Origin of the sequence: Nonomuraea gerenzanensis (assembly GCF_020215645.1) — a bacterium.
Classification (GTDB): domain Bacteria; phylum Actinomycetota; class Actinomycetes; order Streptosporangiales; family Streptosporangiaceae; genus Nonomuraea; species Nonomuraea gerenzanensis.
This window is the reverse complement of record NZ_CP084058.1, coordinates 566,665-592,896: the sequence shown is the minus strand read 5'-3', so window position 1 is coordinate 592,896 and position 26,232 is coordinate 566,665. Positions and strand designations below refer to the sequence as shown.

Sequence of the window (26,232 nt, the reverse complement as noted above, 5' to 3'; positions counted from 1 at the left end):
TCACCTCTTCCGCCAGGCGCCACGACGTGTTCACCTCCGGTCCATCGACTCCCGAAACCGTGACAAAGCTCTCTAACACTCCTTAAATGGACGGAACCCGATGAAGTTCGAAAATCGGACACAGGGCCGGGGATCGGTCCGGCGCCGGGTGGCCATGGGGGCCACCGCCGCTGTCATGGGCATCACCGCGGTGCTCGGCAGCGGCGCGGTCGCTCATGCTGACACCTCCACGACGCTCACCGGCATCATCCTCGGTGTGGGCGCGAACGAGTCGCAGCGCGCCGTGTCCTGGTACTCCTCGACCGACACCCCGCAACTGGTCCAGGTCGTACCGACCGCCAAGCTGAAGCACGGCCAGTTCGACAAGCACGCCACCACCTTCGCGGCCACCCTCACCGCGAACACCGTCAACGGCGGCTACAACGCGCACGCCACGATCGACGGCCTGAAGAAGAAGACCTCCTACTCCTACCGCGTCGGCCACGAGGGGAGCTGGTCGCCCACCTACTCCTTCCAGACGCAGGACTTCAAGGGCGACTTCGACTTCCTGTTCTTCGGCGACCCGCAGATCGGCGCCTCCGGCGACACGGCCAGGGACGGCGCCGGCTGGGCCGACACCCTGAACGTCGCCCTGGCCGCCAACCCGGCGGCCGCGCTGCTGGTCTCCGGCGGCGACCAGGTGGAGAGCGCGAACAACGAGACCCAGTGGAACGCGTTCCTCGCCCCCGACAAGCTGCGCCAGTACCCGTGGGCCGCCACCATCGGCAACCACGACGTCGGCGGCAAGGCCTACGAGCAGCACTTCTGGACGCCGAACACCGACCGCTCCACCGCGTACTACAACGGCGACGCCGCCACCAGGTCCGGCGGCGACTACTGGTACGAGTACAACGACGTCCTGTTCATCGACCTGAACAGCAACGCCTACGCCGGCGGCGCCGACGCCGCGCACATCGACTACGTCACCAAGGTCATCGACGAGCACGGCGACGACGCCAGGTACACGGTGCTCGTCTACCACCACTCGATCTACTCCCCGGCCAGCCACGCCAACGACGGCGACAACATCCAGCGCCGCAAGGACTTCCCGGCCGCCTTCTCGAGCCTCGGCGTCGACCTGGTCCTCCAGGGCCACGACCACGCCTACACCCGCAGCTATCTGATCAAGAACGGCCAGAAGCCGAACCCGGCCGAGCAGCCCGGCGCCGCCCAGGTCACCCAGGGCCCCGGCGGCGTCATCTACGTGACCGCCAACTCGGCCTCCGGCTCGAAGTACTACGACCTCACCGCCCCGAACCCGGCCAAGGACCCGGACTACGGCCCGGACCCGCTCAACCCCAAGAGCCACTGGGCCAACTCGGTCGAGAACCAGGAGCACGTCCGCACGTACGTGAAGGTGCAGGTCCGCGACGACAAGCTGGTCGTGGAGAACCTGCGCAGCGGCACCTGCGCCGCGCCCAACGCCGCCGTCGAGCTGGGCCAGGAGTCCTGGTGCGGCCCCGGCAGCGGGGCGAGCGCCGCCCAGCCCGTCGGCTCCGCCGTCGACAAGGTGGTCATCCGCCCGTACGACGACAAGGGCCACCACGGTCACCAGGCCGGCGTGAGCCAGTCCTCCTGGCTCCAGTAGCGCGCCCCCGGTGGGGTGGACCGCAGCCACCCCGCCACCCGTTCCGTCACTCGCGAGGATCACCCCATGCCGCTCACCACCACCGCCCGCCGGGCCGCCGCCGTGGCGCTGCTCGCCGTACTCGGCCTCGCGGGGCTGGGGGCGGCGCCCGCGGCGGCCGGCACCGCGTGGACGGTACGCACCGCCGCCAACGACTTCGGCGCCGACCGGCGGAACTACGGCTACACCCTCGACCCCGGCGGCAGCCTCACCGACGGGCTCGTGATCGCCAATCCCGGCACCGCGCCGCTGCGCCTGTCGGTGTACGCCGCCGACGCCTTCACCACGGAGGACGGCCGGCTCGACCTGCTCGCCCAGGGTGCGCGGTCGGCGGCGGTGGGCGCGTGGGTCCGCCCGTCCCGCCCCGACGTCACGGTCCCGGCGGGCGGGAGCGTCGAGGTGCCGTTCACGCTCACCCTGCCGCCCGGCGCCGCGCCCGGCGAGTACCTCGGCGGCGTCGTCACGGCTCCGGCCGGGAGCGGCGAGCGCCGGGGCATCAGGATCAGGCTGCGCGTCGGTGGCGAGCTCAGGCCCCGCCTGTCGGTGGAGGACCCCCGGGTCGGCTACGCGGGCGGCGGGGACGCCACCGTCACGTACACGATCCGCAACACCGGCAACGCCGTTCTCGCCGCCCGCCAGGCGGTGTCGGTCTCCGGCGTCCGCGCCGGTCGGATCGGCGACTCGCCGCGGCTCCTGCCCGGCGAGAGCTGGAAGGTGTCCGTGCCGGTGCACGGCGTCACGCCCGTGCTGCGGCTGACGGGCACGATCGAGGTCGTCCCGCTGCTCACGGACGCCTCGAACTCGATCGCCCCGCTCGCCGCCGTGCGGGCCACGGCCTCGGCCTGGGGCGTCTCGTGGGGATGGGCGCTGCCGGCGATCGCCGCCGGATGCGGGCTCGTGGCCGCGTTCGTCGCGCTGAGAAGAAGGCGGGCGTCGCGCTGATGGGAGCCCGGGAAGAGGGCGCGCGGGAACAAACGCTCCCCCGCCACTCTCAACGTATAGCGCAACCGGGGGCTTGCGGCAAGACCCCGGTCGTGCCGCAGAATCAACGGCCGAGGCCACCGCCGCGAACCACCCCAGATCGGAGCCGCCGACCGTGAATCCGCTGACCACCAGCGCGTTCGACCTTCCCGCCCACCTCGCCGCCAAGGCCGACCCGGCGCTGATCGCCCGCGACGAGCGGCACTTCGCGGCCATCGAGGAGAGCCTCACCCAGGCGATCGCCGAGCTGTCCGAGCGCCTCGACGCCGAGCGCAAGGCCCCCGGCGGCGCGGGCCGCCAGGCGCTGGACCGCGACCTGGAGATCCACCGGCTGACCGCCAGGCTGCGCGCGCTGCGCCGCTTCGGCCTGGACCTGTGTCTCGGGCACATGGTCGGCGCGGACGACCCCGAGCCCGTCTACATCGGCCGCCTCGGCCTCACCGACAGCCAGGGCCGCCGCCTGCTGCTCGACTGGCGCTCACCCGCCGCCGAGCCGTTCTTCGGCGCCACCCACGGCAACCCCATGGGTCTGGCCAGCCGCCGCCGGTACCGCTGGACCCGTGGCCGGATCAGCGACTACTGGGACGAGGTGTTCACCGAGGGCGGCGTCGAGGGGCACGCCGCGCTCGACGACCAGTCCGCGTTCATCGCCAGCCTGGGCAGCAGCCGCTCGCCCCGGATGCGCGACGTGCTCGCCACCATCCAGGCCGACCAGGACGCCATCATCCGCGCCGGCTCCCGTGGCGCCCTCGTCGTGGACGGCGGCCCCGGCACCGGCAAGACCGTCGTCGCGCTGCACCGCTCCGCCTACCTCCTCTACTCCGACCCCCGCCTCGGTCACCGCAGGGGCGGCGTGCTGTTCGTCGGCCCGCACCAGCCCTACCTGGCCTACGTCGCCGACGTCCTGCCCAGTCTGGGCGAGGAGGGCGTACAGACGTGCACGCTGCGCGACCTCGTGGCCGAGGGAGCCGAGGCGACAGCCGAGCCCGACCCTGAGGTGGCGCGGCTGAAGTCCTCAGCGGACCTCGTGCGGGCGATCGAGCCGGCCGTCAGGTTCTATGAGAACCCGCCCACCAAGGGCATGACGGTCACCACCCACTGGTCCGACATCTGGCTGAGCGCCGAAGACTGGGCCGAGGCGTTCGCGGCGCCGGACCCCGGCACCCCGCACAACGAGGCGCGCGACCGGATCTGGGAGGAACTGCTGACGATCCTCATCGACAAGCACGACGACGAGGACCTCTCCCCCGACCTGCTGCGCAAGTCCCTCCTGCGCAACAGGGAGCTGCTGACGACCTTCAACCGCGCCTGGCCGCTGATCGAGGCCGCCGACCTCGTCGGGGACCTCTGGTCCGTGCCCGCCTACCTGCGCTTGTGCGCCCCGTGGCTGAGCCCCGACGAGATCCGGCGGCTGCAGCGCGCCGAGCCGCAGGCGTGGACGGTCTCGGACCTGCCCCTCCTGGACGCGGCCCGCCAGCGGCTCGGCGACCCGGAGGAGTCCCGGCGCAGGCGCCGGCAGGAGGCCGCCGTCGCCGCCGAACGCGAGCGCATGTCGCACGTCGTCGACAACCTGCTCGAAGCCGACGACGACGGCGAGGGCCTGGTCACGATGTTGCGCGGCGAGGACCTGCGCAGCAGCCTGGTGGACGAGAGCGCCCTGCCCACCGCCGACCCGGACCTGCTCGCCGGCCCGTTCGCGCACATCGTCGTGGACGAGGCCCAGGAGCTCACCGACGCGCAGTGGCAGATGTTGCTGCAGCGCTGCCCGTCCAGGAGCTTCACCATCGTCGGGGACCGCGCGCAGGCCAGGCACGGGTTCACCGAGTCGTGGCAGGAGCGGCTGAAGCGGATCGGGCTCGACCAGGTCACCCTGGCCTCGCTCACCGTCAACTACCGCACCCCTGAGGAGATCATGACGGAGGCCGAGCCCGTCATCCGGGCCGCGCTCCCGGACGCCAACGTCCCGGCCTCCATCCGGAGCACCGGCGTGCCCGTCACCCACGGCTCCGTCTCCGACCTGACCTCGATCCTGGACACCTGGCTCGCCGCGCACGCCGACGGGACCGCGTGCGTGATCGGCGATCCCGCGTTCGAGGAGCTGCCCCGGGTACGGTCGCTGACGCCGGAGCTGTCGAAGGGGCTGGAGTTCGACCTGGTCGTGCTCGTGGACCCGGACTCGTTCGGCGACGGCATCGAGGGTGCCGTCGATCGGTACGTCGCGATGACCCGGGCCACGCAGCGGCTCGTCGTCCTCACGAGCTGACTGTCGGGAGAGGCCGGGCGCATGAGGCGTTACAGGAACGGCCGGCTCGCGGGGGTGCTCGCCCTCGCGTACGCCGCTCTGGTGCTGCTGCTCGGCGTCGTCTCGGTGGTCACCCTGCTCACCGTGCAGGACCCGATCCTGCTGTCCGGCCTCGCCCTGATGCTGGTGACCTTTCCCCTCGGGCCGCTCATCTGGTGGGGGTGGGAGCTGGTGCCGCCCGGGCTGGAGGATCCCGTCCTGCTGATCGTGCTGCTCACGGGGGTGGGGCTGCTGCAGGCGTACGTGCTGTGGCGGGTCCTGCGCGGCCCCGCGCTCCCGGATCGCCGGGCCGCCTGACCTCGGTGCTGCCCGGGGGATGGTGGCCGCGAAGGCGCTGTCCGAGGCGAGGTGATCAGAGCGCCGCCTGCTCCCGGGTCCACTCCTGGCCCTGCCAGGCCGGGTCCAGCGGGGTGTGCGCGAGGTGGTTGGTGTAGTTCGACAGGGTCTTCATGCCGACGCCGAGCACGATGTCCAGCACGTGGCGGCGGGTGTGACCGGCGGCCAGGAACGCCTCGATCTCGGCCTCCTCCACCCAGCCCCGCCGCGTCACCACCGCACGCGTCAGCCGGCGCACCGCCTCCAGCGCCTCGTCGGCGAGCGGCCGCCCCGCACGCAGCGCCTCGACCACCTCGGCGGGCACCCGGGCCCGCAACGCCAGCGTGGAGTGCGCGGCCACGCAGTACTCGCAACCGTTCTCCACACTGGCCGTGATCAGCACCACCTGCTTGGCCACCGCGGGCAACGACGACCTGCCGAACTGCTCGGCCAGCGCGTTGTACCCGGCCAGCAGCTCAGGCGACTCGGCCATCACCCCGTTCAGCGTGGTCACGAACCCCATCCGCTTCTTGGCCGCCTCCAGCATGGGGCGGGCCGCCTCAGGGGCGTCACTCTCGTCGTAGGTACGAAAACCGCTCATCATCTCTCCTCAGTCAACCCATCCAGCACGGCACGCACGCCCGCCAGCAGAACGCCCGCCTCGGCACCGGCACGCGAGCGCAGGTTGACCGCGTAGGCCTGCAGAGTCAGCGCCTCCGCCGCCGCCTCCACGTCCACCCCGGCCCGGAGCTGCCCTTTCGCGCGGGCCACCACCAGCGCGGCCCGCAGCGCCGCCCGCAGCGCGTCGTGGTGCCGGTCCAGGATCTCCCTGACCTCCGGCAGCTCGCCGCCGGCGGTGGCGTGGGTGTTGGTGACCAGGCACCCCCAGCGGGCGTGCTCGCCCGAACACCGCGCCGCCACCAGCCGCTCGAAGAACGCGGCGACGGCCGGCACCCCGCGGTCGTCGGCGGCCAACGTCTCGAACACCGGCCGCGATCGCCGCTCCAGGTACCGGCCCAGCGCGGCGGCCTGGAGCTGGGCCTTGCCGCCGAAGGTGGCGTACAGGCTGGAGCGGCTCAGCCCCGTCGTCTGGACGACGTCGGCGATGCCGGTGGCGTCGGCCCCGCGCCGCCAGAACAGGTCCACCACCTGGTCCAGGGTCGCCTCGGGATCGAAATGCTTGATGTCGGGCATCCGTCACCTCCTTATCTTGGAACGACTGGTCCAAGTTAAGCGATGATGACCCGTGAGGGCAATCCCCGGGATCAGAGCCCGTAGGCGGCCAGGGCGCCCCCGGCGTACGCGGCCAGCGGGGCAGCGATGTGCTCGGCGTCGCGGTGCACGCCACGCAACGTGTTCGAGGCGAACGACCGCTGGAACTCCAGGCCCACGTAGGCGAGCCCCGGATGAGTGATGGAGATCCCGCCGGCGTGCAGAGGCAGCCCATGGGCGTCCAGGGCGCCGAGCGGGGCCAGATACCCCAGACACGGAAGGTAACCGGTGGCGTAGATGACCACGTCCACGGATTCGCGGCTCCCGTCCGCCCACACCACCTGATGCCCCTCGAAGCCGGAGAACATGGGTCGCCGGTCCATCCGGCCGTCGGAGAGCGAGGCGGCGTAGTCGCCGGTGTCGAGCACGAGGGTGCCGGTGGCGATGCGGGCCAGCCAGTGCGGCGGCAGGGCGTCGAAGCCGGTGGTGGTGTGCCAGTAGTGCGCGTCCTTGCCGCCGATCACCTGCGGGAAGAGCTGCAGCGGCCGGCGGGAGGCGATGGTGACGGTGGCCACCTCGGCCAGCTCGTAGGCGACCTGGACGGCCGAGTTGCCGCCGCCCACCACCACGACCCGCTGTCCGGCGTGCTGCTTGGGATCGCGATAGCCGGCCACGTGCAGGGCCTGGCCGGTGAAGCCGTCCTGACCGGGGAGTGCGGGGGTGTACGGGTTGCCGAAGGAGCCGGTGGCGGCCACGACGCCTCTGGTGCGCAGGGTGTCGCCGCTCGCGGGATGCACCAGAAAGCCGCCGGCGCCGTCGGGCTCGACCGCGCTGACGCGCGTGCCGGTGCGGATCTCCACGCCGAGGCTGTCGGCGTAGCGGCGCAGGTAGGCGACGACCTCGTCCCGGGTGGGGTAGTGGCCGGGGTCGCCGGGGAACGCCTGGCCGGACAGGGCGCTGTAGGCGGCGGGCGAGAAGAGCGTGAGGCTGTCGTAGTAGCTCGCCCAGGAGCCGGTCGGCTCGTCGCCCGCTTCCAGGATCACGGGGGTGAGGCCGCGCTGGAGCAGGGCGCGGGCGGCGGCCAGGCCGGACTGGCCGGCGCCGATGACGATGGTGTCCATGCCGCCGCATCATATCCTCGTATCTGGAAATCACAATATGATGAGGGTGGGGTGATGCTATGACCATGGCGACGAACGCGATCGAGCTGAGCACCGAGGCTCGCGGCTTCCTCAAGGCGCTGGCCAGCGAGACGCGCCAGCAGATCATGGAGCTGTTCGCCGGCGGGGTCGAGCTGACCGTGAACGAGGTGTCCGAGCGCATGTCGCTGGCCCAGTCGGCCACCTCCACCCACCTGGCGACGCTGCGCGACGGCGGGGTGCTGACCTCGCGGCGGGAGTGGAAGACGGTCTACTACCGCGCCGACGCCGCGCGGATCCGTAAGGCACTCATGGACCTGCACACCAGCCTCAACGCCTGCTGCCCGCCGGGTGCGGACGAGTGCGGCTGACCGGCCGCCCTCAGTCGGCGCAGGAACAAGACCTGTCCACCCGTACGTCCCGTACGGCGCCGCGCACGTCCATCGCCACCGCGCAGCAGCCGATGAGCAGCTCACGCAGCCGCCCGCGGGCCCGCTGCACGCGCGACTTCATCCCCGACACGGAGATGCCCAGGCGGCGCGCCGCCTCGCTCTGCGTCAGCCCGTCGTACTCCACCAGCCTGATGGCCTGACGGTCACGCTCGGGCAGCCGGTCGAGCAGCGGCGCCAGGCACCCGGTGAGCGCCGAGAGAGCGGACGGCTCCTCGGCTCGCGGCACGGCGCGCTCGGCCGCCAGCCGGGCGCGCAGGTTCCCGGCGCGGACGCGGGCGCGGCCGTGGTCGGTGATCGCGTTGCGGGTCAACTGGTAGAGCCACGCCTCCAGCCGCTGCTCGTCGCGCAGCCCGCCGACCCCCCTGCTCATCTTGATGAACACCTCCTGGACGATGTCCTCCGCGTCCTGAAGGTCGTCCACCCGCGAGGCGACGAAGCCGAGCAGCCGCTCGCGCATCGCCTGCCACACCTCGATCAGGTCATCGGTCCGCGCCATCACCGACCCGCCTCCTTCCTCCAGGGCTACGTCAGCAACCGCAGGCGTCCTCGGTCGCCGCCGCGTCGCAGCAGGCAGGCTTGGCCTCGGGCGCGCAGCAGGTGGCGAGCTGTTCCGGGGTGCAGCAGAGCTCCATGATCTTTCCCTTTCCGATGGTGAACGTGTCATGGAGGAGACGCTGCTCGCCGGCGAAGGACGCACCCGCTGCTTAGATGTACTTCTAATTTGACAAACTTCTAAGCGGCGGTCCAGACTCGGAGCTGATTCGACAGGCATCTATTCAGGGGCCACTCATGAGTGACAGTTACAGCGGCAGCCCCGTCGTCGTGATCGGCGCGGGCCCGGTCGGGCTCGCCGCCGGCGCGCACCTGGCCGAGCGCGGCCTCGACTTCGTGATCCTGGAGTCGGGCGACCGAGTCGCCGCGTCGGTGGCGCGATGGGGGCACGTGCGGGTGTTCAGCCCGTGGAAGTACGACATCGACACCGCCGCCCGCCGCCTGCTGGAGGCCGACGGCTGGACCGCGCCCGACCCCGACTGGCTGCCCACCGGCGCCGAGCTCATCGCCGACTACCTCGACCCGCTGGCCAAGGTCCTGGGCGAACGCGTCCGCACCGGCGTCGCGGTCACCGCGATCAGCCGCCTCGGCTACGACCGCGTCCGCACCGGCGGCCGTGAGCACGCCCCGTTCCTCATCCGCCTGGACGACGGCACCGAGCTGCGGGCCCGCGCCGTCATCGACGCCTCCGGCACCTACCTGAGCCCGAACGTGCTCGGCGCCAGCGGCCTGCCCGCCCACGGCGAGGAGAGCGCCGCCGGCCTCATCGACCACGCGCTGCCCGACGTCCTCGGCGCCGACCGGCACCGTTACGAGGGCAAGCGCGTCCTGGTCGTCGGCGCCGGCCACTCGGCGGCCACCACCCTGCTCGCCCTCTCCGAGCTCGACGGCACCTCGATCACCTGGGCCATCCGCGCGGGCGACGCCCGCCGCGCGTACGGGGGCGGCGACGCCGACGCGCTCCCCGCTCGCGGCGCGCTCGGCACCCGCCTGCACGCCCTGGTCACCTCCGGCCGCATCCAGCTCCTGACCGGCTTCTTCGTCCACCGCGTGCACCCCACCGGCGAGGGCGTCGAGGTGATCAGCCGCGACCCGTCCGGGCACGAGCAGTCGGTCACCGCCGACCTGATCGTGAGCGCCACCGGCTACCGTCCCGACCACACCATCGCCGCCGAGCTGCGGCTCGACCTGGACCCGATCCTCGGCTCCACCCGCGCCCTGGCCCCGCTCATCGACCCCAACCAGCACTCCTGTGGCACCGTCCCGGCCCACGGCGCCGACGAGCTGGCCCATCCCGAGCCCGGCTACTACGCCATCGGCGTCAAGAGCTACGGCCGCGCCCCCACCTTCCTGCTGGCCACCGGCTACGAGCAGGCCCGCTCCGTCGTGGCCGCGCTGGCCGGCGACTGGGAGGCGGCCCGCGACGTACGGCTCGAACTGCCCGAGACCGGCGTGTGCTCAGCCGGCCTGGCCGAGGCGCAGGAGCAGCGGGTCGGCCTGGCGACCGGCCTCAGCGGCGGCCTGCTGTCCACCCCGCTGCCGCTGGCCGAGGTGTCCACCGGCGGAAGCTGCTGCGGCTGACCATCGCCTATCATTTAGACAGTTGTCGAATCAGGAGGTGTCGCCGTGACCGTCACCGCGAACGCGAGGTGCTGCGCCCCGATCACCCGGGAGCCGCTCAGCGAGAACGACGCCACCGAGCTGGCCTCCCTGCTCAAGGCGGTGGCCGACCCCGTACGCCTGCGACTGCTGTCGATGATCGGCTCCCACGCGGGCGGCGAGGCGTGCGTGTGCGACCTGACCGACGCCTTCGACCTGACCGCGCCCACCATCTCCCATCACCTCAAGGTGCTGCGCACTGCCGGGCTCATCGACGGCGAACGCCGTGGCACCTGGGTCTACTACCGCATCGTCCCCGGCACCGTGGCCAAGCTGGGCGCCCTGTTCAGCCCGCTGGCCGAGCCGGCGACGGCCGGTCAGCTCGTCACGGCCTGACGCTCTGACGTGGTTGCGACCAGCGTGCCGGCATGCCCCGTGATTAGACATTTATCTAACCAATGAAGGAGTCCACGATGACCGACCAGAGCAGCGGCGGCTTCCTCGGCGACCCGCACGAGGCGTTCGCGCCGCCCGCGGCCGGAGGTTGCTGCGGCAGCCAGGCCGCGACGCAGGAGTCCGGCTGCTGCGGCAGCCCGGCGGCGACGCAGCAGTCCGGCTGCTGCGGCCAGGAGCCCGCGCCCACCGCCACCGGATGTTGTGGATGACCTCCGTCACGGCGACGCACGCGGACCCGCGCCTGGCAGACCTGCTGGAGCGCGTCTCGAAGGAGCAGATGCAGGCCACGGTCCGCGAGCTGGCCGATGACCGTTACGCCGGGCGGCGCGTGGGCACGCCCGGCGGTCGCGCCGCCGCGGCCTGGCTCGGCGAGCGGCTGGCCGAGCTGGGCGCCGAGGTGGAGTCGTCCGGCTTCACCGTGACAGGCGTGCGGGAGCTCTACGACACGCCGCTGCTGCGGTGGCGGACCGGCGGGGTGACGCGCCGGCTGGAGCATCGCCGCGACTTCGCCGAGCACCTCGCCTCCGCCGAGTTGCCCACCGCCCGCACGGCACCCCTGGTGCCCGCCGCGCACCCCGACCTGCGCGACCGGTGGGTGCTGGCGGAGCCGGGCGACTGGGTGCGGGCCTGCGACCGGGCCGAGGCCCACGGCGCGGCCGGCGTACTCACCGCCCGCGACGGCGACGCCGAGGGGTGGCTACCCAAGATGATCGCCGGGCCGCCCGCCCGCCGGATGCCCGTCCTCGCCCTGCGCTCCGACCTGCACCGGGAGCTGCTGGCCTGCGAAGCGGTGCAGGTGACCGCGTCGATGCCGCTGCGGCAGGTCACCGTCGACGGCCACAACGTCCTCGCCCGCTTCCCGGCCCCCGGCGGCGAGCTCGCGGACCGGACGCGGGTGCTGCTGACCGCGCACTACGACGGCGTCGGCGACGACCCCGACAGGCGGTTGCCCGCAGCCGCCGACAACGCCTCCGGCGTGGCCGCGGTCCTGGAGGCCGCCCGCGTCCTGTCGCGGGCGGGGGTGACGGTGGCGTTCCTGGACGCCGAGGAGGCGGGCGCGTGGGGCTCCGCCCACCATGCCGCCTCGCTGCCGCCCGGCACGCAGGTGATCAACCTGGACGGGGCCGCCATGCTGCACCAGGCCGCCTCCGTCGAGGCGGGCGGACCCGCCCACCGGCTGCTGGCCGTCCTGGACCAGGCCGCCCGGCTCACCGGCGTGCCGTTGCGGGCGGGCGCGATGGCCTCCGACAACCGGCGCTACGCCGCCGCCGGGCTGGCCGCGGTGGGCATCGGCATGGGCATGCCCGGCTACCAGACGCCCGCCGAGACGCCCGAGCGCGTCCAGCCCGACACGCTGCTGGCCGCGGCCCGGCTCCTGGTCGCCACCACCTGGCTGGCCTTTCAAACGACCTGCGGGACGCGGAGGGCCGGTGGCGCCACCTCATCGACGACCCCCTGGGGACCGCCTGACCGGGGTCAAGAAAAGCCCCTAGCTCGGTAACTGTGAGTAATGCTACAGTCATGATTTGTGACTGAGAGTAACCGCCTCGGGTCCGACGTGCTGCTCACCGGAGCGACCGGCTTCATCGGCGCCTTCCTCCTGCACAAGCTCCTGGAAGGCACCCAGGCTCGCATCCACTGCCTGGCCCGTGGCGAGACCGCGGAAGCCGTCCTGCGGCGACTACAGGCAGCCCAGTCCCGCTACGGCCTGGGCACGCCGGACCCGTCGAGGATCGTGCCCGTCCCCGGCGACCTGGCGGCCCCGGCGCTGGGCCTGGCGCGGAGCCGGTTCGACGAGCTGGCCGGCGCCGTCACCGCCGTCCTCCACTCGGGAGCGGAGGTCAACCTCCTGCGTCCGAGCCGCATGCTGCAGGCGACCAACGTGGCAGGCACCCGGGAGATCCTCCGGCTGGCGGGCGCAGGCAAGGCCGCCGTCGTCTACGTCTCGACGTCGGAGGTGTTCGGTCCGGCCGACGGCACGGCCGACGAGAGCACGTCGCCGGAGGGGGCGCTCCAGCCCGTCTCCGGTTACGGGCAGACCAAGCGCGCCGGTGAGCTGCTGGTCCTGCGGGCACGGGAGGACGGGCTGCCGGCGGCCGTCCTGCGGCTGGACCGCGTCGCGGGTGACAGCCGCAGCGGCGCGTGCCAGCCCGACGGGGACGACTTCTGGCTCCTCGTACGGTCGGCGCTGACCACCGGTGTCCTCCCGGACGCCCCGGTGAACATGACGCCGGTCGACTTCGCCGCCGAAGCCGTCCTCGCCCTCACGGCCACCCCCGGGACCGGCCTGACCGGGCCCGTCGCGCACCTCCGCCACCCCCGGCCGGTCCGGATGGCGGAGGTCGCGGCGGCGCTCGGCGAGCCCGTCAGCGTCGTTCCCCTGGACGAGTGGGCCGCGACCCTGCGGCACCACGGCGAGCGGCCGGACTGCGACCCCATCCTCCGGCTGCTCCCCCTGATGGTGGAGCGGGTCCTGGGTGGCAGGCCGCGCTTCCTCGCCCCGCTGACCACCACCGCCCTCGACCGGCTGGGCCTGCGCTACCCGCCGGTCGACACACCCCTCCTCGGCAAGTACGTACGACAGCTACGGTCAACCGGCTTCCTCCCGGCCCCGATCCGGACGAGCACGGGATGACCCATCCACATCCGAGGACCACGCACATGGAACACACCGCAACAGCCGAACGCGTCACCACGATCTTCGCCAAGGTCATGGGCGTCCCGCCGGCCAACGGTCTCGACACCTTGCCGGAGGACACCGAGAGCTGGGACTCGCTGGCCCAGGTGCGGTTGTTCGGCGCCATCGAGCACGCCTTCGGCTGCACCCTGCCCAGGCAGCTGCTGCTGATCGGGCCGCACCTGGGCGCGTTCGCCACCGCGATCGAGCAGGCCAGGTGACCACCGTCCAGGAGCGGCCCCCGCTCGGCGCGAGCGAGGCGGACCTGGAGCTGCTGCTCCTCATCCGGCACTTCGAGCAGCAACTGCTGGAGCTGTTCGCGGCCGGCGAGCTGAGCGGCACCACGCACACCTGCCTGGGCCAGGAGTACATCCCGGTCGCCCTGCGCACCCTGCTGCGCCCCGACGACTTCGTCTTCTCCAACCACCGCGGCCACGGCCACTACCTGGCCCGCTTCGCGGACCCGGCGGGGCTGCTGGCGGAGATCATGGGCCGCGAGGGCGCGGTGTGCAACGGGGTGGGCGGCAGCCAGCACATCCTGCGCGACGGCTTCCTGTCCACCGGCGTGCAGGGCCAGAGCCTGCCGGTGGCGGCCGGCGTGGCCCTGCACCTGTCGCGTGCCGAGGCGGGCGCGCTGGCCGTCGCCCACATCGGCGACGGCACGTGGGGGGAGGGCGCGGTCTACGAGGCGCTCAACCTGGCGGCCCTGTGGCGGCTGCCGCTCCTGGTGGTGGCCGAGCACAACGGCATCGCCCAGTCCACGCCCACCGAGCTGCAGCTGGCCGGCTCGGTGGCGGGCCGCGCGGCGGCGTTCGGCATCGAGCACGCGCGCGTCACCTCCCAGGACCTCGGCGAGATCCGCGCCCTGCTCGAACCGCTCCTGGCCGCCGCCCGGTCCGGGCCGGCGCCGCTGGTGGTGGAGTTCGTGACACACCGCCTCGGGCCGCACAGCAAGGGCGACGACACCCGGCCGGCCGAGGTGCTGGCGGCGGCGGCCGAGCACGACTGGTACCCCGCCGTCCAGGACGAGCGTTTCCGCCAGGCCGACGAGCGCATCCGCGAGCAGGTGGCGGCCGTGGCCCGCGAGGTGGCCGCCCGGCCGCGGTCGGTGTGGGCGGATCGGGGGTGCCGATGACGGCTCGCGTCGTGGCGGACCTCAACGCGGCGCTGCACTCGGTGATGGCCGCCGACGAGCACCTCCACCTCCTGGGTGAGGACGTCGCCGACCCATACGGCGGCGCCTTCAAGGCGACCCGCGGCCTGAGCGGCGCCTTTCCCGGACGGGTCCGCGCCACCCCGATCAGCGAGGGCGCGATCGTGGGCGCCGGCGCCGGGCTCGCGCTGGCGGGCGGCAAGGCGATCGTCGAGATCATGTTCGGCGACTTCATCGCCCTGGCCTTCGACCAGATCGTCAGCTTCGCCGGCCGGTCCGTGTCCATGTACGGCCGCCGCGTCCCCCTGCACCTGGTGATCCGCTGCCCCGTCGGCGGCGGGCGCGGTTACGGCCCGACCCACAGCGGCAGCCCGCAGAAGCACTTCGTCGGCGTGCCGGGCCTGTCGTTGTTCGAGACGTCCGCGTTCCACGACCACACCACCCTGCTGCGCCGCATGCTGTCACTCGGCCACCCCGCCATCCTCTTCGAGGACAAGGTCCTGTACGGGCGGCGCATGCACGCCCACGACACCCTCTTCCACCGCACCGGCCTCGGCACCCTCGACCCGTGCGCCCGCTTCACCGTCGAGGGGGCGGGCAGGGCCGACTGCGTGCTCGTCGCGCCGGGCGGCGTCGCCGAGCGGGCCCTGGCCGCCACCCGTTCCGTGCTGCTCACCGACGAGATCACCTGTGAGGTTCTCGTCCCCTCGCGCCTGTACCCGTTCGACCTCCAGCCGTTGCTGCCCGTCCTGGCCGCCGCGGGGCGCGTGTGCGTCGTGGAGGAGAGCACCGCCGGGGGCACCTGGGGCAGCGAGCTGGCCCAGCAGCTGCACACCGCCCTCTGGGACGACCTGCGCGCCCCCGTCCGCCTGGTCCACTCGGCCGACGCGGTCATCGCCGCCGCGCCCCATCTCGAACGCGAGGTCCTCGTCCAGGACACCGACATCGCCAGAGCCGTCAAAGAGGTGACCGCCGGATGAGCGACATCGTGGTGCCGAAACTCAACGACAACGACAGCTCGTACACGCTGGCCTGCTGGCTCGTCCCGCCGGGGAGCGAGGTCGCCGCCGGCGACCCGATCGCCGAGATCGAGACGTCCAAGGCCACCCAGGAGCTGCTCAGCCCCGGCGACGGCGTCCTGCACCAGAGCGTCGCGGCGGGCGGCGAGTGCTGCTGCGGCGACGTCATCGGCCAGGTCCTCGCGGCGGCGGTGTCGCCGCCGGTCACGCCCGTGCCGGCGCCCCGGCAGCTCGCCGTGATCACCGAGCCGGCCAGGGCGCTGGCCCTCGAACTGGGCATCCCGGAAGCCGACCTGCTCTGTCTCGACAAGCCGCTGATCCAGCGCAGGGACGTCGAAGCGCTCGCGGCCGATCAGCCCGTGCACCGCTTCTCCAGGAACCAGCAGGCCGTGGCCTCCGTGGTGGCGCTCTCCCACCGGGACATCCCGGCGGCGTTCGCCGCGATCACCGTCCGCGTCGGCGACGCCCTCAGCACGGCGCACCGCCTTTCCAGGGTGAGCAAACGACACATCGGGCTGCCCGAGCTGGTCATCAAGGCCATCGCCGGGCTCCGCACGGCACACCCGCTCTGCTTCGCCACGCGCCTCGACGAACGCACCGCGACCCTGCCGACGACCTCCGACGTGGGCGTCACCCTCGACCTCGGCCAGGGGCTCTACATCCCGGTGATCACCGACGCCGAGGCTCTGACGTGCGCGGACATCGCCCGCGCCCTGACCCGCCACAAGGCCAAGGCCATGGACGGCAGCTTCACCGAGGCCGACCTCCGGCACCCGAACATCCTGTTGTCCCTGCACAACGTCCCGGACATCGTCCTGGCCGGCCCGATCGTGCTGCCCGGCACCACCTGCGCGCTGACCCTGGCGGGCACCCGCCAGGAGCTGACGCTCACCAGCACCGGTCAGGTACGTGCCCGCAAGGTGGCCACGATCAGCATCGTCTACGACCACCGCACCGTCACAGGCCGGGCCGCGATGGCCCTGCTCACCGACCTCAAGACCGTCCTCGAATCACCCGCCGCCCTCGCCGGGGAGCCCGCACCGGAGGTTCAGCGCCCATGAGCACGACCGGATCAGCGACCACCTGGACGCGCCCCGCCCTCGGCAGCCCCGACGATCGCGATGACCACGGCACGGGCATCCTGCCCCTCCTGCTCCAGGAACGCCAGAGCCTGCCGCAACTCGTCCCGGCGCCCGGTGAACACCGGCAGATCGGCCGGCAGCTGCGCCAGCGCCCCTGCTCGCGGCCGGGTCTTCACCGTAGCCAGGAACCTCGCCCGCTCCTCGGCCACCAGCCGCAGCCCGTCCGCCAGAGCCTCCGCGGTGCGGCGCTGCGGGGAGCTGACCTTGCCGCGCTCCATGTCGCCGATCGCCCGGACGCTCACCCCCGAGGACTCCGACAGCTCCTCGATCGTCAGCTGCGCACCCACGCGCAACTCCCGCAGCAGGGAGCCGAACTCTCGCTCAGCCACTCGCCTACCTCCACGATGCTGATCCGCCGGGAGCACGATGGTGCCACGACGGCCGTCCGCCCGGCCCGCTCGTCTCACCTGACGGGCGCGAGCGGACCCGACGCCGGTCATCTGCGGCGGCGCAGCATCACCACGGCGAGCCAGATGACGGTGGGCAGGAGGATCAACACAACGATGAGACCAGTCGCGACAGCGAGCTCGGCGTCACTCCACAGCCGGATGATGCGCTCATCGTCGTCCATCCTGCGAGCGTAGTGCCCGGTCCGGCCCCGGCGTCGTTCGCCGCCCACCGCGCCCCTCCCGGCCGCAGACTGTCTCGACGTCGTCTGCCTCGGTCGCGCTGTCGAAGGATCTGCGTAAGCAGGGCTGGAAGTTCGTCGGCCCGACCACCGTGTACGCGTTCCTGCAGGCGATGGGGCTGATCAACGATCACGTCAAGGAGTGCGTCATCCGGGCGGAGGCCCACTCGGCCCGCGAAGCGTTCGTCCGCCCCTGACCCTCATGGGCGCAGGGCGAGCGGCATTCTCGTGATCCAGGCGTTCGCGAGGGTGAGATCGAGGTCCGGCCGATGGTGCTCGATCCCACGGACTACGCCGACGCTGGTTCCGGAACGCGAGGACCGCCCACGGCGCAGATCACGCACCGATTAGGGTTCCGCGCCTCACCCGTCTGTACTTGTGAGATCCGACTCACGGAAGGCTGGCCCGATGCGCAAACTGATCTTCGCCATGAACGTGACCCTGGACGGCTACATCGCCGCCCCCGGCGACGACATCAGCTGGAGCGGAGGGGAGGGACCGGACTCCTCGCCGAGCGCCGAGCTGTTCCAGTATTGGTACGACCAGATGCGGGCGAGCGAGCTGACCCTGTACGGACGCAAGCTGTGGGAGGCGATGAGCTCCCACTGGCCGACCGGCGACCAGCGGCCCGGCGCCACCCCGGCGGAGATCGCCTACGCGCGCCTGTGGCGGGACATGCCGAAGGTGGTGTTCTCCTCCACGATCGACAAGGTCGACTGGAACACCCGCCTGGTCACCGGCGACGCGATCACCGAGATCGCCCGGCTCAAGGCAGAGGACGGCGGCCCGATGGACATCGCCGGCGCGACACTCGCCGGGGCGGCCATGCGGGCCGGCCTGATCGACGAGTACGCACTGGTCACCCAGCCGGTCCTGGTGGGCGGCGGCACGCCGTTCTTCACCGCCCTGGACAACTGGGTGAACCTGAACCTGATCGAGACGCGGACCTTCCCCGGCGGCGTGGTGCTGACCCGATACGAGACGAGACGATGAGCAGGCCACGGTTGCTCTGATCACAACGTCGCGGGCAGGCCCAGCCAGGGCTTGCCGGTGGCGTCGAACCCGGTGAGCTCGGCGATCTTCCCCTCGACGATGTGCAGGACCGCGATGTTGAACAACCGGTGCTCCCGATCGCCGGGACCGCGCAGGTACAGCGCGGCGGCGGGCATGCGGTTGACCGTCGTGGCGATGCACCGCCAGTCGTCGTAACCGCGCCGGAAGAGCCCGCTGGAGACCCAGCCGTCCACCGCGTCCTCGGCCGTGACGACCAAGGCACCCGGCTCGGGCAGCATCGTGAAGCGCAGGTCGGCGCGCAACAGGGCCATCAACCCGTCGAGATCGTTACGCTCATGGGCGTCGATGTACGACTTCACCACGACGCGCTCCTCGTCCGACAGCTCGTACGTGGCAGCGCCGCGCCAGTCCAGGCGACGGCCGGGCAGCTGCCCGCGCACCGTCACGCGCGCCCGCTGCAGAGCGCTGGTCACCGAGGCGACGCTCAGCCCGAGGGCGCCGGCGGCCTGCGCCGCCGGCCAGCCCAGGACGTCGCGCAGGATGAACACCGCCCGCTGCCGCGCCGGCAGGTGCTGGACGGCGACGATGAACGCCAGCTCGATCGTCTCCCGCGCCACCACCGACTCCTGCGGATCCTCCGGCAGCATCCGATCCGGATAGGGCTGCAGGTAGTGCACCTCCCAGCCCGCACCCGGCAGCTCGGCGGGCACGGGCGTGCGGTCGTTGCGCTTGTCCAGGAAGTCCAGGCAGGCGTTCGTCGCGATCCGGTACAGCCAGGTCCGCAGCGCGGCACGGCCCTGGAACGACTCCCGCCTGTGCCACACCCGCAGGAACGTCTCCTGCGTCAGGTCCTGGGCGTCGTCGTAGTTGGCGAGCATCCGATAGCAGTGCACCTGCAGCTCACGCCGGTAGCGCTCCGTGATGAGCGCGAACCGGGCCGCATCGTTCGAGCGGGCCGCCGCGATGAACGCGGCCTCGTCGTCGCCTGGCTGTCTGGCCTCGGTCATGGTCGTCCATCCTTCCGCGGGTGACGAGGGACTGCCAGAACTGACGACGCGGCGGGGATTTTCTGAGCGGTGCAGCCACGGACACCGGGGCGTTCGCCAGGGCCGGATGGGCCGGGTCGATACAGAGGACATGTTCGGGGTCGGGCACGACCTCGATCAGTCGTTCACCGGGCTCTGGTGGTCGCAACCGGGTGGACGGATCAAGGCAGCTGGGCCGAGTGCGCGGAGGCCTTCTGCCAGAACCGCTTCAGTACGGCGATCCGCACCGTGATGTTCGTGAGCCGGCGACGCCTCCATCGGAAACCCGCCCCGGCCAGGAGGGCAGTCAGCGGACCGTCGGCGAGTTCGCCTCCCCTGCGGGCTTCGGCGAGGTCCTCACCGAGTTCCTGCAGCTTCCCGCGGGCTTCCTGGACTCTCCCTTCGGCGAGCTTGCCGGCGGCGTCCCGGATCTTCTTGCGTGCCTTGTCGGCCGGGTCGGGGCTGGTGCAGGTGGGCAAGGCCGAAGTCGACCACCTTGAGTAGTGTGCCGTCGGCGGTCAGGTCAAGCTGATGCCGAAAGGACGATCAACGGCGCGCCCGCCATCGCGGGGCCCGCTCAGGACGGGACGCGGCCGAGGAAGTCGCGGATCAGGGGGACCATCTCCGCGAGGCTGGTCTCCAGCGCCCAGTGACCGGCGTCGAGCAGGTGCAGTTCGGCGTCCGGCAGGTCGCGCAGGTAGGCCCGCGCCGATCCTCCGGACATGTAGCCGTCGTGCGGCCCCCAGACGATCAGGGTGGGAGGCTGGTGTTCGCGCAGGTACGCCTGTTCTGCGGGGAACCAGCCCAGGGTCGTCGCCTGATCTTCGAACAGGCCCGCGATGTTGCGGCGGCGCTCGGGGGTGTCCATCAGGGCCCAGTGGAGTTTCCACAGGTCCGGGCTGACGCGTTCGGCCAGGTGCGCGGGTAGTTCGCCGACGAACTCGCTGCGGAAACCGTCCTCGGAGACGTTCTGCGCCAGCTTGGCCCGGCCCTCGTCGGTGGGGTCGGCCCAGAACTCCTTGAGCCAGGCGTACTTCGGGCCCAGCTCGTCCTCGTAGATGTCACCGTTCTGGATGACGAGCGCGGTGACCTTCTCCGGGGCGCGCAGGGCCAGGCGCAAGCCGAACTGGGAGCCGTAGTCGTGCAGGTAGAGGGCGTAGCGCGGCAGGTTCATCACCTGGGTGAAGCGTTCGAGAAAGGTGGCATAGCCGTCGAAGGTGTAGGAGAAGTCCTCGGGGGTGGCGCTGTAACCGAAGCCCGGCAGGTCCGGGGCGAGCAGCCGCCAGCGGTCACCGAGGGCGGGCATGAGGTTGCGGAACTCGTAGGAGGAGCAGGGGTAGCCGTGCGGCAGCAGGAACACCGGCGCATCCGGCGGCCCGGCCTCCCGATAGAAGATCTCCACTCCGTCGACGTCGATCGTGCGGTGCGCCAGCGGCGCGGGCAGTGCAGGCATGCTTATCGGGCCTCCTTCGAAGTCGGTTCCGGCAGCACCACCCAGCTCGGGTGAGGACGACCAGGGCGCCAGGGCACGCAGGAGGATCCGGCCTCACGTCAGGCAGCCCGCCTGTGGCGTGGTTCGGGACGGCGACCTTGCCCCTGTCGGTCCGGCAGGGCGAGCCCGTGGGGGCGGTGCAGGAGGTCATCGGGCAAGCGTGGGCCTCCGCGCGGGGTGGGCCTCCGCGCAGAGGTGGGACCTCGCCGCCTACACCGCCGAACCTGGCAGCATCCCAGTAGAGCGCCTCAAGCTGCTGTCCAGTCTGGCAGCCTCCCCAGCCGGCACACGCCTGCCAAGCGCGTGAAGATCGGCGAGGGTGCTGTCGGAGTAGCTGCGTTGCCGCCCCAGGGCGCTTGAATGTTTTTAGGAGGGGTCGGTGATGTCCCTTCCCGGGGGTAGACGCGCGTTGTGGGGGTTGCGCCACCGACCTATCCCAGGGCTGTGGTTCACCGGCCATGATCGTTAGAGCCTGTTAGCAGAGGGTTTGGTGTGATGCGTGGCGATTTCGGGGACGGAAGAGGGCTTCTGATAGTTGAGGGAGTGTCTACGTCTCTCGCCCATCAGAAGCCCTTGGATGACTGTCTACCGGTTTCCGCCGGGCTCCGCCAGTTGCGCCGTGCCCGGTTGTGGCTGCTGGAGCCGTTCGTGTCCCTATCCGTCTGATCTGTCTGATGCGCAGTGGGAGGTGTTGCTGCCCGAGGCCGAGGCTGTCATGGCCGAGCTGCGCAAGGGTCCAGGCGGCCCGATGAAACATGATCTTCGGGCGGTGGTGGATGCGATCGGCTATGTGACCAGGTACGGGATCGAATGGCGGGCGCTGCCGGTGGACTTCCCGCCCTGGACGGCGGTCTATGCGTTCTTCGAGCGCTGGTCGGAGCGGGGACTGCCGGCACGGCTGGCCGATCGGCTCCGCGGTCGGATCCGCGTCGCCGCGGGACGGAAGGAGACACCGACGGCCGCGATCATCGACGCGCAGAGTGTGAAAGCGAGCGAGACCATCGGTGCCGCCGACAGCGGTTTCGATGGCGGGAAAAAGATCAAGGGGCAGAAGCGGCACGTCGCGGTCGACACGCTCGGGCTACTGCTGACCGTGCTGGTGACTGCCGCCTCGGTCCAGGACCGCGATGGCGCTCACCCGCTCCTGGCCCTCCTGCGGGGGAAGTTCTCCACCATCACGCTGGTGTGGGCCGACGGCGGCTATGCCGGACGACTCGTGACCTGGGCAGCCAAGGCCCTGAAGATCACCGTGGCCGTCGTCAGGCGCACCGACGACATGAAAGGCTTCGTCGTCCTGCCCCGCAGATGGGTCGTCGAGCGGAGTCTGGCCTGGCTGATGCGGCACCGCCGCCTGGTGCGGTGCTACGAACGGCGGCCCGCCCATCACGAAGCGATGATCTGGTGGGCGGCCGTTCATCAGATGACCCGCCGCCTCACCCGAGAACTCGCAGGTCAACCGCCCAATCGCCGTTGGGGCGGCCCGCCACCGCTCCCGTGCTTGACCAGCCCCGACAGGCGAGGCAAGGTCCTGGAGCTCCTGGCAGCCCAGCCCTGGCGCGCCTGGAAAGGCACCGAACTGGCCGCCATCCTCGCCATCGACAACGTCAACAGCTTCCGCGTCCAACTGTCCCAATGGTCCCACCAGGGCCACATCAACAAGATCGGACCAGCCCTCTACGGGCCAGTGCCGACAGCGGCTTAAGCCTCTGCCAACAGGCTCTTAGAGAATGCCCCGAGAACGATCAGCCGTGGGGCGCGGGTGCCACCCGTGGACGTCGGGCACAACGCGAGAGGCCCGCCACCGCGTTTCCGCTGGTGACGGGCCTCTTCCCGCTGGTGTGGCAGGTGCAAGGTTCGAACTTGCGTAGGCTGAGCCGACGGTTTTACAGGGCACTTCCGAGATCGGCCCTCACCTGGTCTTTTGTCCTAAGAACCCGCTGACTCCGCACGTATTCGGCGCAGATGGAAGCGATCAAGACTGAGAACCCTGTAGACAAGACCATCTTGCCGCGGGTCTTAGGTATCCAACCTCGCTGCGAACGCCTGTCTGCGGGGCACTCAGAGCCTGCTGACAAAGGCTTAAGTGCTGGCGGGCGTGGGCCCGTAGAGAGCCGGTCCGAGCTTGTTGATGTAGCCCTGGTGGGACCATTGGGATAGCTGAACGCGGAAGCTGTTGACGTTCTCGATCTTGAGGATGGCGGCCAGCTCGCTGCCTCGCCAGACTCGCCACGGCTGAGCGGCCAGGAGTTGCAGGACCTTGCCGCGCCGGTCGGGGCTGGACAAGACCGGTAGCGGCGGCGGGCCGCTCCAGCGGCTTGGGGAGGGCAGGCCTGCCAGCTCGCGTGTCAGGCGGCGGGTCATCTGGTGCACGGTGGCCCACCAGATCATGGCCTCGTGATGGGCAGGCTTGCGTTCGTAGATCCGCGCCAGGCGGCGGTAGCGGACCAGCCAGGCGAACGTTCTTTCCACCACCCACCTGCGGGGCAGCACCACGAAGCCGCGCAGGTCGTCGCTGCGCTTGACGATCGTGACCGCCAGGCCGAGGACCTGCCGGGCCCAGACCTGCAGCCGTCCGGCGTAGCCGCCGTCGGCCCAGACCAGGCCGATGGTGGAGAACTTCTCGCGCAGCAGCGCCAGGACCGGATGCGCGCCGTCGCGGTCCTGCACGGACGCGGCGGTGACGATCACGCACAACAGCAGCCCGAGGGTGTCTACCACGACGTGCCGTTTCTGCCCCTTCAGCTTCTTGCCCGCGTCGTACCCGCAGGCCGCCGCCCCGATGGTCTCGGCCGCCCGGACGGTCTGGGAGTCGACACACCCAGCCGTCGGCAGCTCACGCCGGCCGGCCAGGACACGCAGCCGCCCGCGCAGCCGCGCGGCCAGCTGTTCCGGCAGACCACGCCGCGACCAGCGCAGGAAGAACGCATACACCGCCTCGTGCGGCGGGAAGTCGACCGGCAGGGCCCGCCACTCGATCCCGTACCGGGTCACATAACCGATCCCGTCCAGCACAGCTCGCAGGTCGTGCACCATCGGCCGGCCCGCGACCGCGACCAGCTCGGCCATCACACCCCGCGCCTCGCCCTCCAGCACCAACCACTCGGCATCGGTCAGATCCGACGGATATGCCGGTTTCCGGCCGCGACATCCGCACCCCGGTGAGGCGCAACCGCTGGCGTTCACGGCCACGGGCGTGTAGACAGACAACCACGGGCTCCTGGCCGCTGAGCTGCTTAGACAACACCTCAGCTACCGGGAGCCCGCTCGCGTTCACGGGTCAACAGCCCAATCATGACCACAGCACGGCGCTCTTCTGACCCGAGCCCCAACACCAAATCCCTTTGTCAGCAGGCTCTCAGAGGGGGCCATCACCTCCGTGATCGACTTAAGTGGGCATGGAAGCCTGTCCCCGCGCCCCTCTAGCAGCCCTGCGTTCCGATGACCTTGATGTTGAACGTATAGAACAACAGGTTCACTTGATTCTCGCGCACAACATAGGGGCTATCTGCTAACTTTGCTCGCGTGACGACGAGCTTCCTTGATGAGGTGCTGAGGCACCTTCACCGTAGAGGGGTCCTGGACGTGATGGTCCGCCTCATACGGGAGGTCTATCGAGTCAACGCCGACCGGTTCGAACCGGAGCTCGGCGATGACGCCACGTTGTTCGGGATGGCGATCTCGCGCAACATCGCCAATCGTGCCGTCGCCGAACTCCGCGATCTGCCTGCCGTGGACGCCAGGCTGATCAACAACGCGCTGGAGGTGAGCTGCGACGGCCTGGTCATGCGGCAGTACAAGCTCCCGGGGTCAGCGGTCAACGTTAGCGTCGAGCTGATCGACTGGACAACGAGTGAGGCCAAACTGCGGGGGGCTGTAGAGAACAGCCACACCGACGCTCAACTCCTTCTCGACGATGACGAAAACCTCGGGCCGGCGTTCGCCGCCATCATCCCGCCGTTCAGGCACATTCGTTTCGTTCACAGCGGGAGTTCCGAGACCGGCCAGGCAACGATCTCTGCGGGGATTCCTCGCGACCATCGCGAGGGCGGTAGTCCATGGTTGGAGGTGCGCTGCATCTGGAGTGATGGGGGCGACGTCGAAGACTTCGGTAGAGGAAGCGATGTTCCTGTCGCTCCCGGGCCACGTCCGGTGCGGCCGCCCGCGTCGGGACCTGCGCACTCCGATCTACCGGCGCCCGAGCCGCAGGTCACCCCTCGTCGAACGGAGAAAGAGGGACAGAGCGGCACCCGATAAGGGGGCAGGCCCTGTCGTAAGTTTGGGAGGTCACCATTTCCCGGCGTGGAGTCAACTCTTCGGTGCTAGCAGCCCAAGCGTTTGATCCTCATGCCTTGACAATTGCACGCCAGTTGCGCCGCCGCCGCAAGAACGAACTTGCGCGTGAGGTAGGAGTAACTCCAGCTGCAATTACGCAATATGAGCTAGGGCAAGCTAAGCCGTCACCCGGTGTCGTTAGTAAGCTTGCCCTAGCTCTGGCAATGCCCGCGGACTTCTTCCGCATCGGGCATCCTGAGGAAGCAATAAGTCCGGCGCATTTTAGAAGTCTTCGGGCAACCACACAATTGGAGCGGGATGAGGTAATAGCATTCGGCAAACTTGCCATGCGATTTGTTTCGGCGATCGAGCGCTATGTGGATCTACCTGCAGTCAACCTACCCCGCGAGGACTTGCCGCACGAGCCCACCAAGGCCGATGTGGCAGCTATTGCACAAAGTGCCCGGAGGGCGCTAGGAGTAGAATCGGGGCCTATACCGCACGTTATTCGGCTGCTTGAGTCGTACGGCGTTGTGGTATTGCAACTGCCGAACGCATCGCGCCGAGTTGATGCCTTCTCTCATTGGCACGGATCACGTGCCACTGTGTTCATGAACCCCCTAAAGAACGATAAGCCTAGATCGCGCTTCGACGCTGCACACGAAGCCGGCCATCTCATCATGCATCGCGACTTGGAACCAGGCAGTCGCATCATAGAGAACCAAGCTCACGACTTCGCTGCCGAATTTCTTGCCCCCGCGGAGGAAATCGTGCAAGAATTCCCAAGAACTCTAGATTGGGAACATCTTGCAATACTTAAGAGACGATGGGGAATATCGCTAAAAGCCCTCGTTTATCGAGCGCACTCGCTAGGCATATTTCGCGACACCACTTATCGACGGGCGATGATCACTTTGAGTCAATGGGGTGATCCTGAACCGTTCGACATTGGATCACGCGAAACTCCGGTACTCATGACCAAGGCAATGGAAGTGTGCCGCGATATCGGCATTTCGAAAGAAATGCTGACCGAGACGGCAAGATTGCCGAGTGCTCTTGTTGAACAAATCTTGGCCGTAGGTATCGATGAACGCCCTAAAATAAATCTGTTGATCGATAACAAGCACCTAGATTAG

28 protein-coding genes and 1 pseudogene are annotated in these 26,232 nt (G+C 70.4%); 19 read left to right on the top strand and 10 right to left on the bottom strand.

All coding sequences use genetic code 11. From position 1 onward, the window contains the following. The first annotated feature begins 100 nt into the window (after window positions 1-100). The 4 genes from LCN96_RS03010 (at window position 101) to LCN96_RS02995 (ending at window position 5,246) form a co-directional block, all read left to right on the top strand. Window positions 101-1,627, top strand: coding sequence for a purple acid phosphatase family protein (locus LCN96_RS03010; RefSeq protein WP_225271057.1), 1,527 nt, complete (start codon window positions 101-103; stop codon window positions 1,625-1,627). 66 nt (window positions 1,628-1,693) lie between these two features. Then, on the top strand, window positions 1,694-2,608 hold the full coding sequence (locus tag LCN96_RS03005) for a COG1470 family protein (RefSeq protein WP_225271056.1): 915 nt from the start codon (window positions 1,694-1,696) through the stop codon (window positions 2,606-2,608). 154 nt (window positions 2,609-2,762) lie between these two features. Then, complete coding sequence (gene helR / locus LCN96_RS03000) at window positions 2,763-4,910, top strand: RNA polymerase recycling motor ATPase HelR (RefSeq protein WP_225271055.1); 2,148 nt, start codon at window positions 2,763-2,765, stop codon at window positions 4,908-4,910. Window positions 4,911-4,931: 21 nt separating this feature from the next. Beyond that, window positions 4,932-5,246, top strand: coding sequence for an SCO4225 family membrane protein (locus LCN96_RS02995; protein ID WP_225271054.1), 315 nt, complete (start codon window positions 4,932-4,934; stop codon window positions 5,244-5,246). Window positions 5,247-5,301: 55 nt separating this feature from the next. Here LCN96_RS02995 and LCN96_RS02990 read toward each other — a convergent pair whose 3' ends face one another. From LCN96_RS02990 to LCN96_RS02980, 3 genes are all read right to left on the bottom strand, one after another. After that, window positions 5,302-5,865 (bottom strand): carboxymuconolactone decarboxylase family protein, encoded by a 564-nt coding sequence (locus tag LCN96_RS02990; RefSeq protein ID WP_225271053.1) that lies wholly within the window; start codon window positions 5,863-5,865, stop codon window positions 5,302-5,304. Next, entirely contained in the window at window positions 5,865-6,458 is a 594-nt protein-coding gene (locus LCN96_RS02985; RefSeq protein WP_225271052.1) for a TetR/AcrR family transcriptional regulator, read from the bottom strand. The genes LCN96_RS02990 and LCN96_RS02985 overlap by 1 nt, the downstream gene beginning before the upstream one ends. Window positions 6,459-6,529: 71 nt before the next feature. After that, complete coding sequence (locus tag LCN96_RS02980) at window positions 6,530-7,597, bottom strand: flavin-containing monooxygenase (protein ID WP_225271051.1); 1,068 nt, start codon at window positions 7,595-7,597, stop codon at window positions 6,530-6,532. A 65-nt stretch (window positions 7,598-7,662) separates the two neighbouring features. Between LCN96_RS02980 and LCN96_RS02975 the strand changes: the two genes are divergently transcribed. After that, window positions 7,663-7,986, top strand: a complete 324-nt coding sequence (locus tag LCN96_RS02975; RefSeq protein ID WP_225271050.1) for an ArsR/SmtB family transcription factor — start codon at window positions 7,663-7,665, stop codon at window positions 7,984-7,986. A 10-nt stretch (window positions 7,987-7,996) separates the two neighbouring features. On the opposite strand, the gene sigZ is transcribed toward LCN96_RS02975, so the two are convergent. Then, window positions 7,997-8,563 (bottom strand): RNA polymerase sigma factor SigZ, encoded by a 567-nt coding sequence (gene sigZ / locus LCN96_RS02970; RefSeq protein ID WP_225275911.1) that lies wholly within the window; start codon window positions 8,561-8,563, stop codon window positions 7,997-7,999. Between the two features lie 293 nt (window positions 8,564-8,856). On the opposite strand from sigZ, the gene LCN96_RS02965 reads away from it, so the two are divergent. The 9 genes from LCN96_RS02965 (at window position 8,857) to LCN96_RS02925 (ending at window position 16,584) form a co-directional block, all read left to right on the top strand. Next, a complete protein-coding gene (locus LCN96_RS02965) occupies window positions 8,857-10,200 on the top strand; it encodes an FAD-dependent oxidoreductase (protein WP_225271049.1) in 1,344 nt (447 codons plus the stop codon). 45 nt (window positions 10,201-10,245) lie between these two features. Then, complete coding sequence (locus LCN96_RS02960) at window positions 10,246-10,614, top strand: ArsR/SmtB family transcription factor (RefSeq protein WP_225271048.1); 369 nt, start codon at window positions 10,246-10,248, stop codon at window positions 10,612-10,614. A gap of 77 nt (window positions 10,615-10,691) precedes the next feature. After that, window positions 10,692-10,883: a hypothetical protein gene (locus LCN96_RS02955; protein WP_225271047.1), complete on the top strand. Its 192-nt coding sequence runs from the start codon at window positions 10,692-10,694 to the stop codon at window positions 10,881-10,883. Further along, window positions 10,880-12,175: a M28 family metallopeptidase gene (locus tag LCN96_RS02950; protein ID WP_225271046.1), complete on the top strand. Its 1,296-nt coding sequence runs from the start codon at window positions 10,880-10,882 to the stop codon at window positions 12,173-12,175. The genes LCN96_RS02955 and LCN96_RS02950 overlap by 4 nt, the downstream gene beginning before the upstream one ends. 27 nt (window positions 12,176-12,202) lie before the next feature. Further along, window positions 12,203-13,309, top strand: a complete 1,107-nt coding sequence (locus LCN96_RS02945; protein ID WP_225271045.1) for a thioester reductase domain-containing protein — start codon at window positions 12,203-12,205, stop codon at window positions 13,307-13,309. A gap of 26 nt (window positions 13,310-13,335) precedes the next feature. Then, entirely contained in the window at window positions 13,336-13,572 is a 237-nt protein-coding gene (locus LCN96_RS02940) for an acyl carrier protein (RefSeq protein ID WP_225271044.1), read from the top strand. Continuing rightward, the gene (locus tag LCN96_RS02935; RefSeq protein WP_225271043.1) at window positions 13,569-14,486 is read left to right on the top strand and encodes a thiamine pyrophosphate-dependent dehydrogenase E1 component subunit alpha; all 918 of its coding nucleotides are present in this window, start codon (window positions 13,569-13,571) and stop codon (window positions 14,484-14,486) included. Before LCN96_RS02940 ends, LCN96_RS02935 begins: the two co-directional genes overlap by 4 nt. Then, window positions 14,483-15,484 (top strand): alpha-ketoacid dehydrogenase subunit beta, encoded by a 1,002-nt coding sequence (locus LCN96_RS02930; protein ID WP_225271042.1) that lies wholly within the window; start codon window positions 14,483-14,485, stop codon window positions 15,482-15,484. Before LCN96_RS02935 ends, LCN96_RS02930 begins: the two co-directional genes overlap by 4 nt. Continuing rightward, entirely contained in the window at window positions 15,481-16,584 is a 1,104-nt protein-coding gene (locus LCN96_RS02925) for a 2-oxo acid dehydrogenase subunit E2 (protein WP_225271041.1), read from the top strand. Before LCN96_RS02930 ends, LCN96_RS02925 begins: the two co-directional genes overlap by 4 nt. Before the next feature lie 11 nt (window positions 16,585-16,595). On the opposite strand, the gene LCN96_RS02920 is transcribed toward LCN96_RS02925, so the two are convergent. Together LCN96_RS02920 and LCN96_RS56415 are read right to left on the bottom strand one after the other, a co-directional pair. Further along, window positions 16,596-16,994, bottom strand: a complete 399-nt coding sequence (locus LCN96_RS02920; RefSeq protein WP_225271040.1) for a helix-turn-helix domain-containing protein — start codon at window positions 16,992-16,994, stop codon at window positions 16,596-16,598. A 107-nt stretch (window positions 16,995-17,101) separates the two neighbouring features. Beyond that, window positions 17,102-17,236, bottom strand: a complete 135-nt coding sequence (locus LCN96_RS56415) for a hypothetical protein (protein ID WP_263657433.1) — start codon at window positions 17,234-17,236, stop codon at window positions 17,102-17,104. 74 nt (window positions 17,237-17,310) lie between these two features. On the opposite strand from LCN96_RS56415, the pseudogene LCN96_RS02915 reads away from it, so the two are divergent. Together LCN96_RS02915 and LCN96_RS02910 are read left to right on the top strand one after the other, a co-directional pair. Next, window positions 17,311-17,490, top strand: a pseudogene (locus LCN96_RS02915) (DNA-3-methyladenine glycosylase I); the annotation flags it as partial. Window positions 17,491-17,701: 211 nt separating this feature from the next. Beyond that, window positions 17,702-18,286 carry a dihydrofolate reductase family protein gene (locus LCN96_RS02910; protein WP_225271039.1) on the top strand — a complete coding sequence of 195 codons (585 nt, stop codon included), beginning with the start codon at window positions 17,702-17,704 and terminating at the stop codon, window positions 18,284-18,286. Between the two features lie 20 nt (window positions 18,287-18,306). Here the strand turns inward: LCN96_RS02910 and LCN96_RS02905 are convergent, their stop codons facing one another. The 3 genes from LCN96_RS02905 to LCN96_RS02895 all read right to left on the bottom strand — a co-directional run bounded on the left by LCN96_RS02905 (window position 18,307) and on the right by LCN96_RS02895 (window position 20,785). Beyond that, complete coding sequence (locus LCN96_RS02905) at window positions 18,307-19,314, bottom strand: RNA polymerase subunit sigma-70 (RefSeq protein ID WP_225271038.1); 1,008 nt, start codon at window positions 19,312-19,314, stop codon at window positions 18,307-18,309. Between the two features lie 200 nt (window positions 19,315-19,514). Then, entirely contained in the window at window positions 19,515-19,811 is a 297-nt protein-coding gene (locus tag LCN96_RS02900) for a CsbD family protein (protein WP_225271037.1), read from the bottom strand. Window positions 19,812-19,909: 98 nt separating this feature from the next. Then, window positions 19,910-20,785, bottom strand: a complete 876-nt coding sequence (locus LCN96_RS02895) for an alpha/beta fold hydrolase (protein WP_225271036.1) — start codon at window positions 20,783-20,785, stop codon at window positions 19,910-19,912. 616 nt (window positions 20,786-21,401) lie between these two features. Between LCN96_RS02895 and LCN96_RS02890 the strand changes: the two genes are divergently transcribed. Then, on the top strand, window positions 21,402-22,526 hold the full coding sequence (locus tag LCN96_RS02890) for an IS5 family transposase (protein ID WP_225268164.1): 1,125 nt from the start codon (window positions 21,402-21,404) through the stop codon (window positions 22,524-22,526). 377 nt (window positions 22,527-22,903) lie between these two features. Here the strand turns inward: LCN96_RS02890 and LCN96_RS02885 are convergent, their stop codons facing one another. Further along, window positions 22,904-24,007: an IS5 family transposase gene (locus LCN96_RS02885; RefSeq protein WP_225275909.1), complete on the bottom strand. Its 1,104-nt coding sequence runs from the start codon at window positions 24,005-24,007 to the stop codon at window positions 22,904-22,906. 339 nt (window positions 24,008-24,346) lie between these two features. Between LCN96_RS02885 and LCN96_RS02880 the strand changes: the two genes are divergently transcribed. Together LCN96_RS02880 and LCN96_RS02875 are read left to right on the top strand one after the other, a co-directional pair. Beyond that, window positions 24,347-25,078, top strand: a complete 732-nt coding sequence (locus LCN96_RS02880; protein ID WP_225271035.1) for a hypothetical protein — start codon at window positions 24,347-24,349, stop codon at window positions 25,076-25,078. A 95-nt stretch (window positions 25,079-25,173) separates the two neighbouring features. Further along, on the top strand, window positions 25,174-26,232 hold the full coding sequence (locus LCN96_RS02875; RefSeq protein ID WP_225271034.1) for a helix-turn-helix domain-containing protein: 1,059 nt from the start codon (window positions 25,174-25,176) through the stop codon (window positions 26,230-26,232).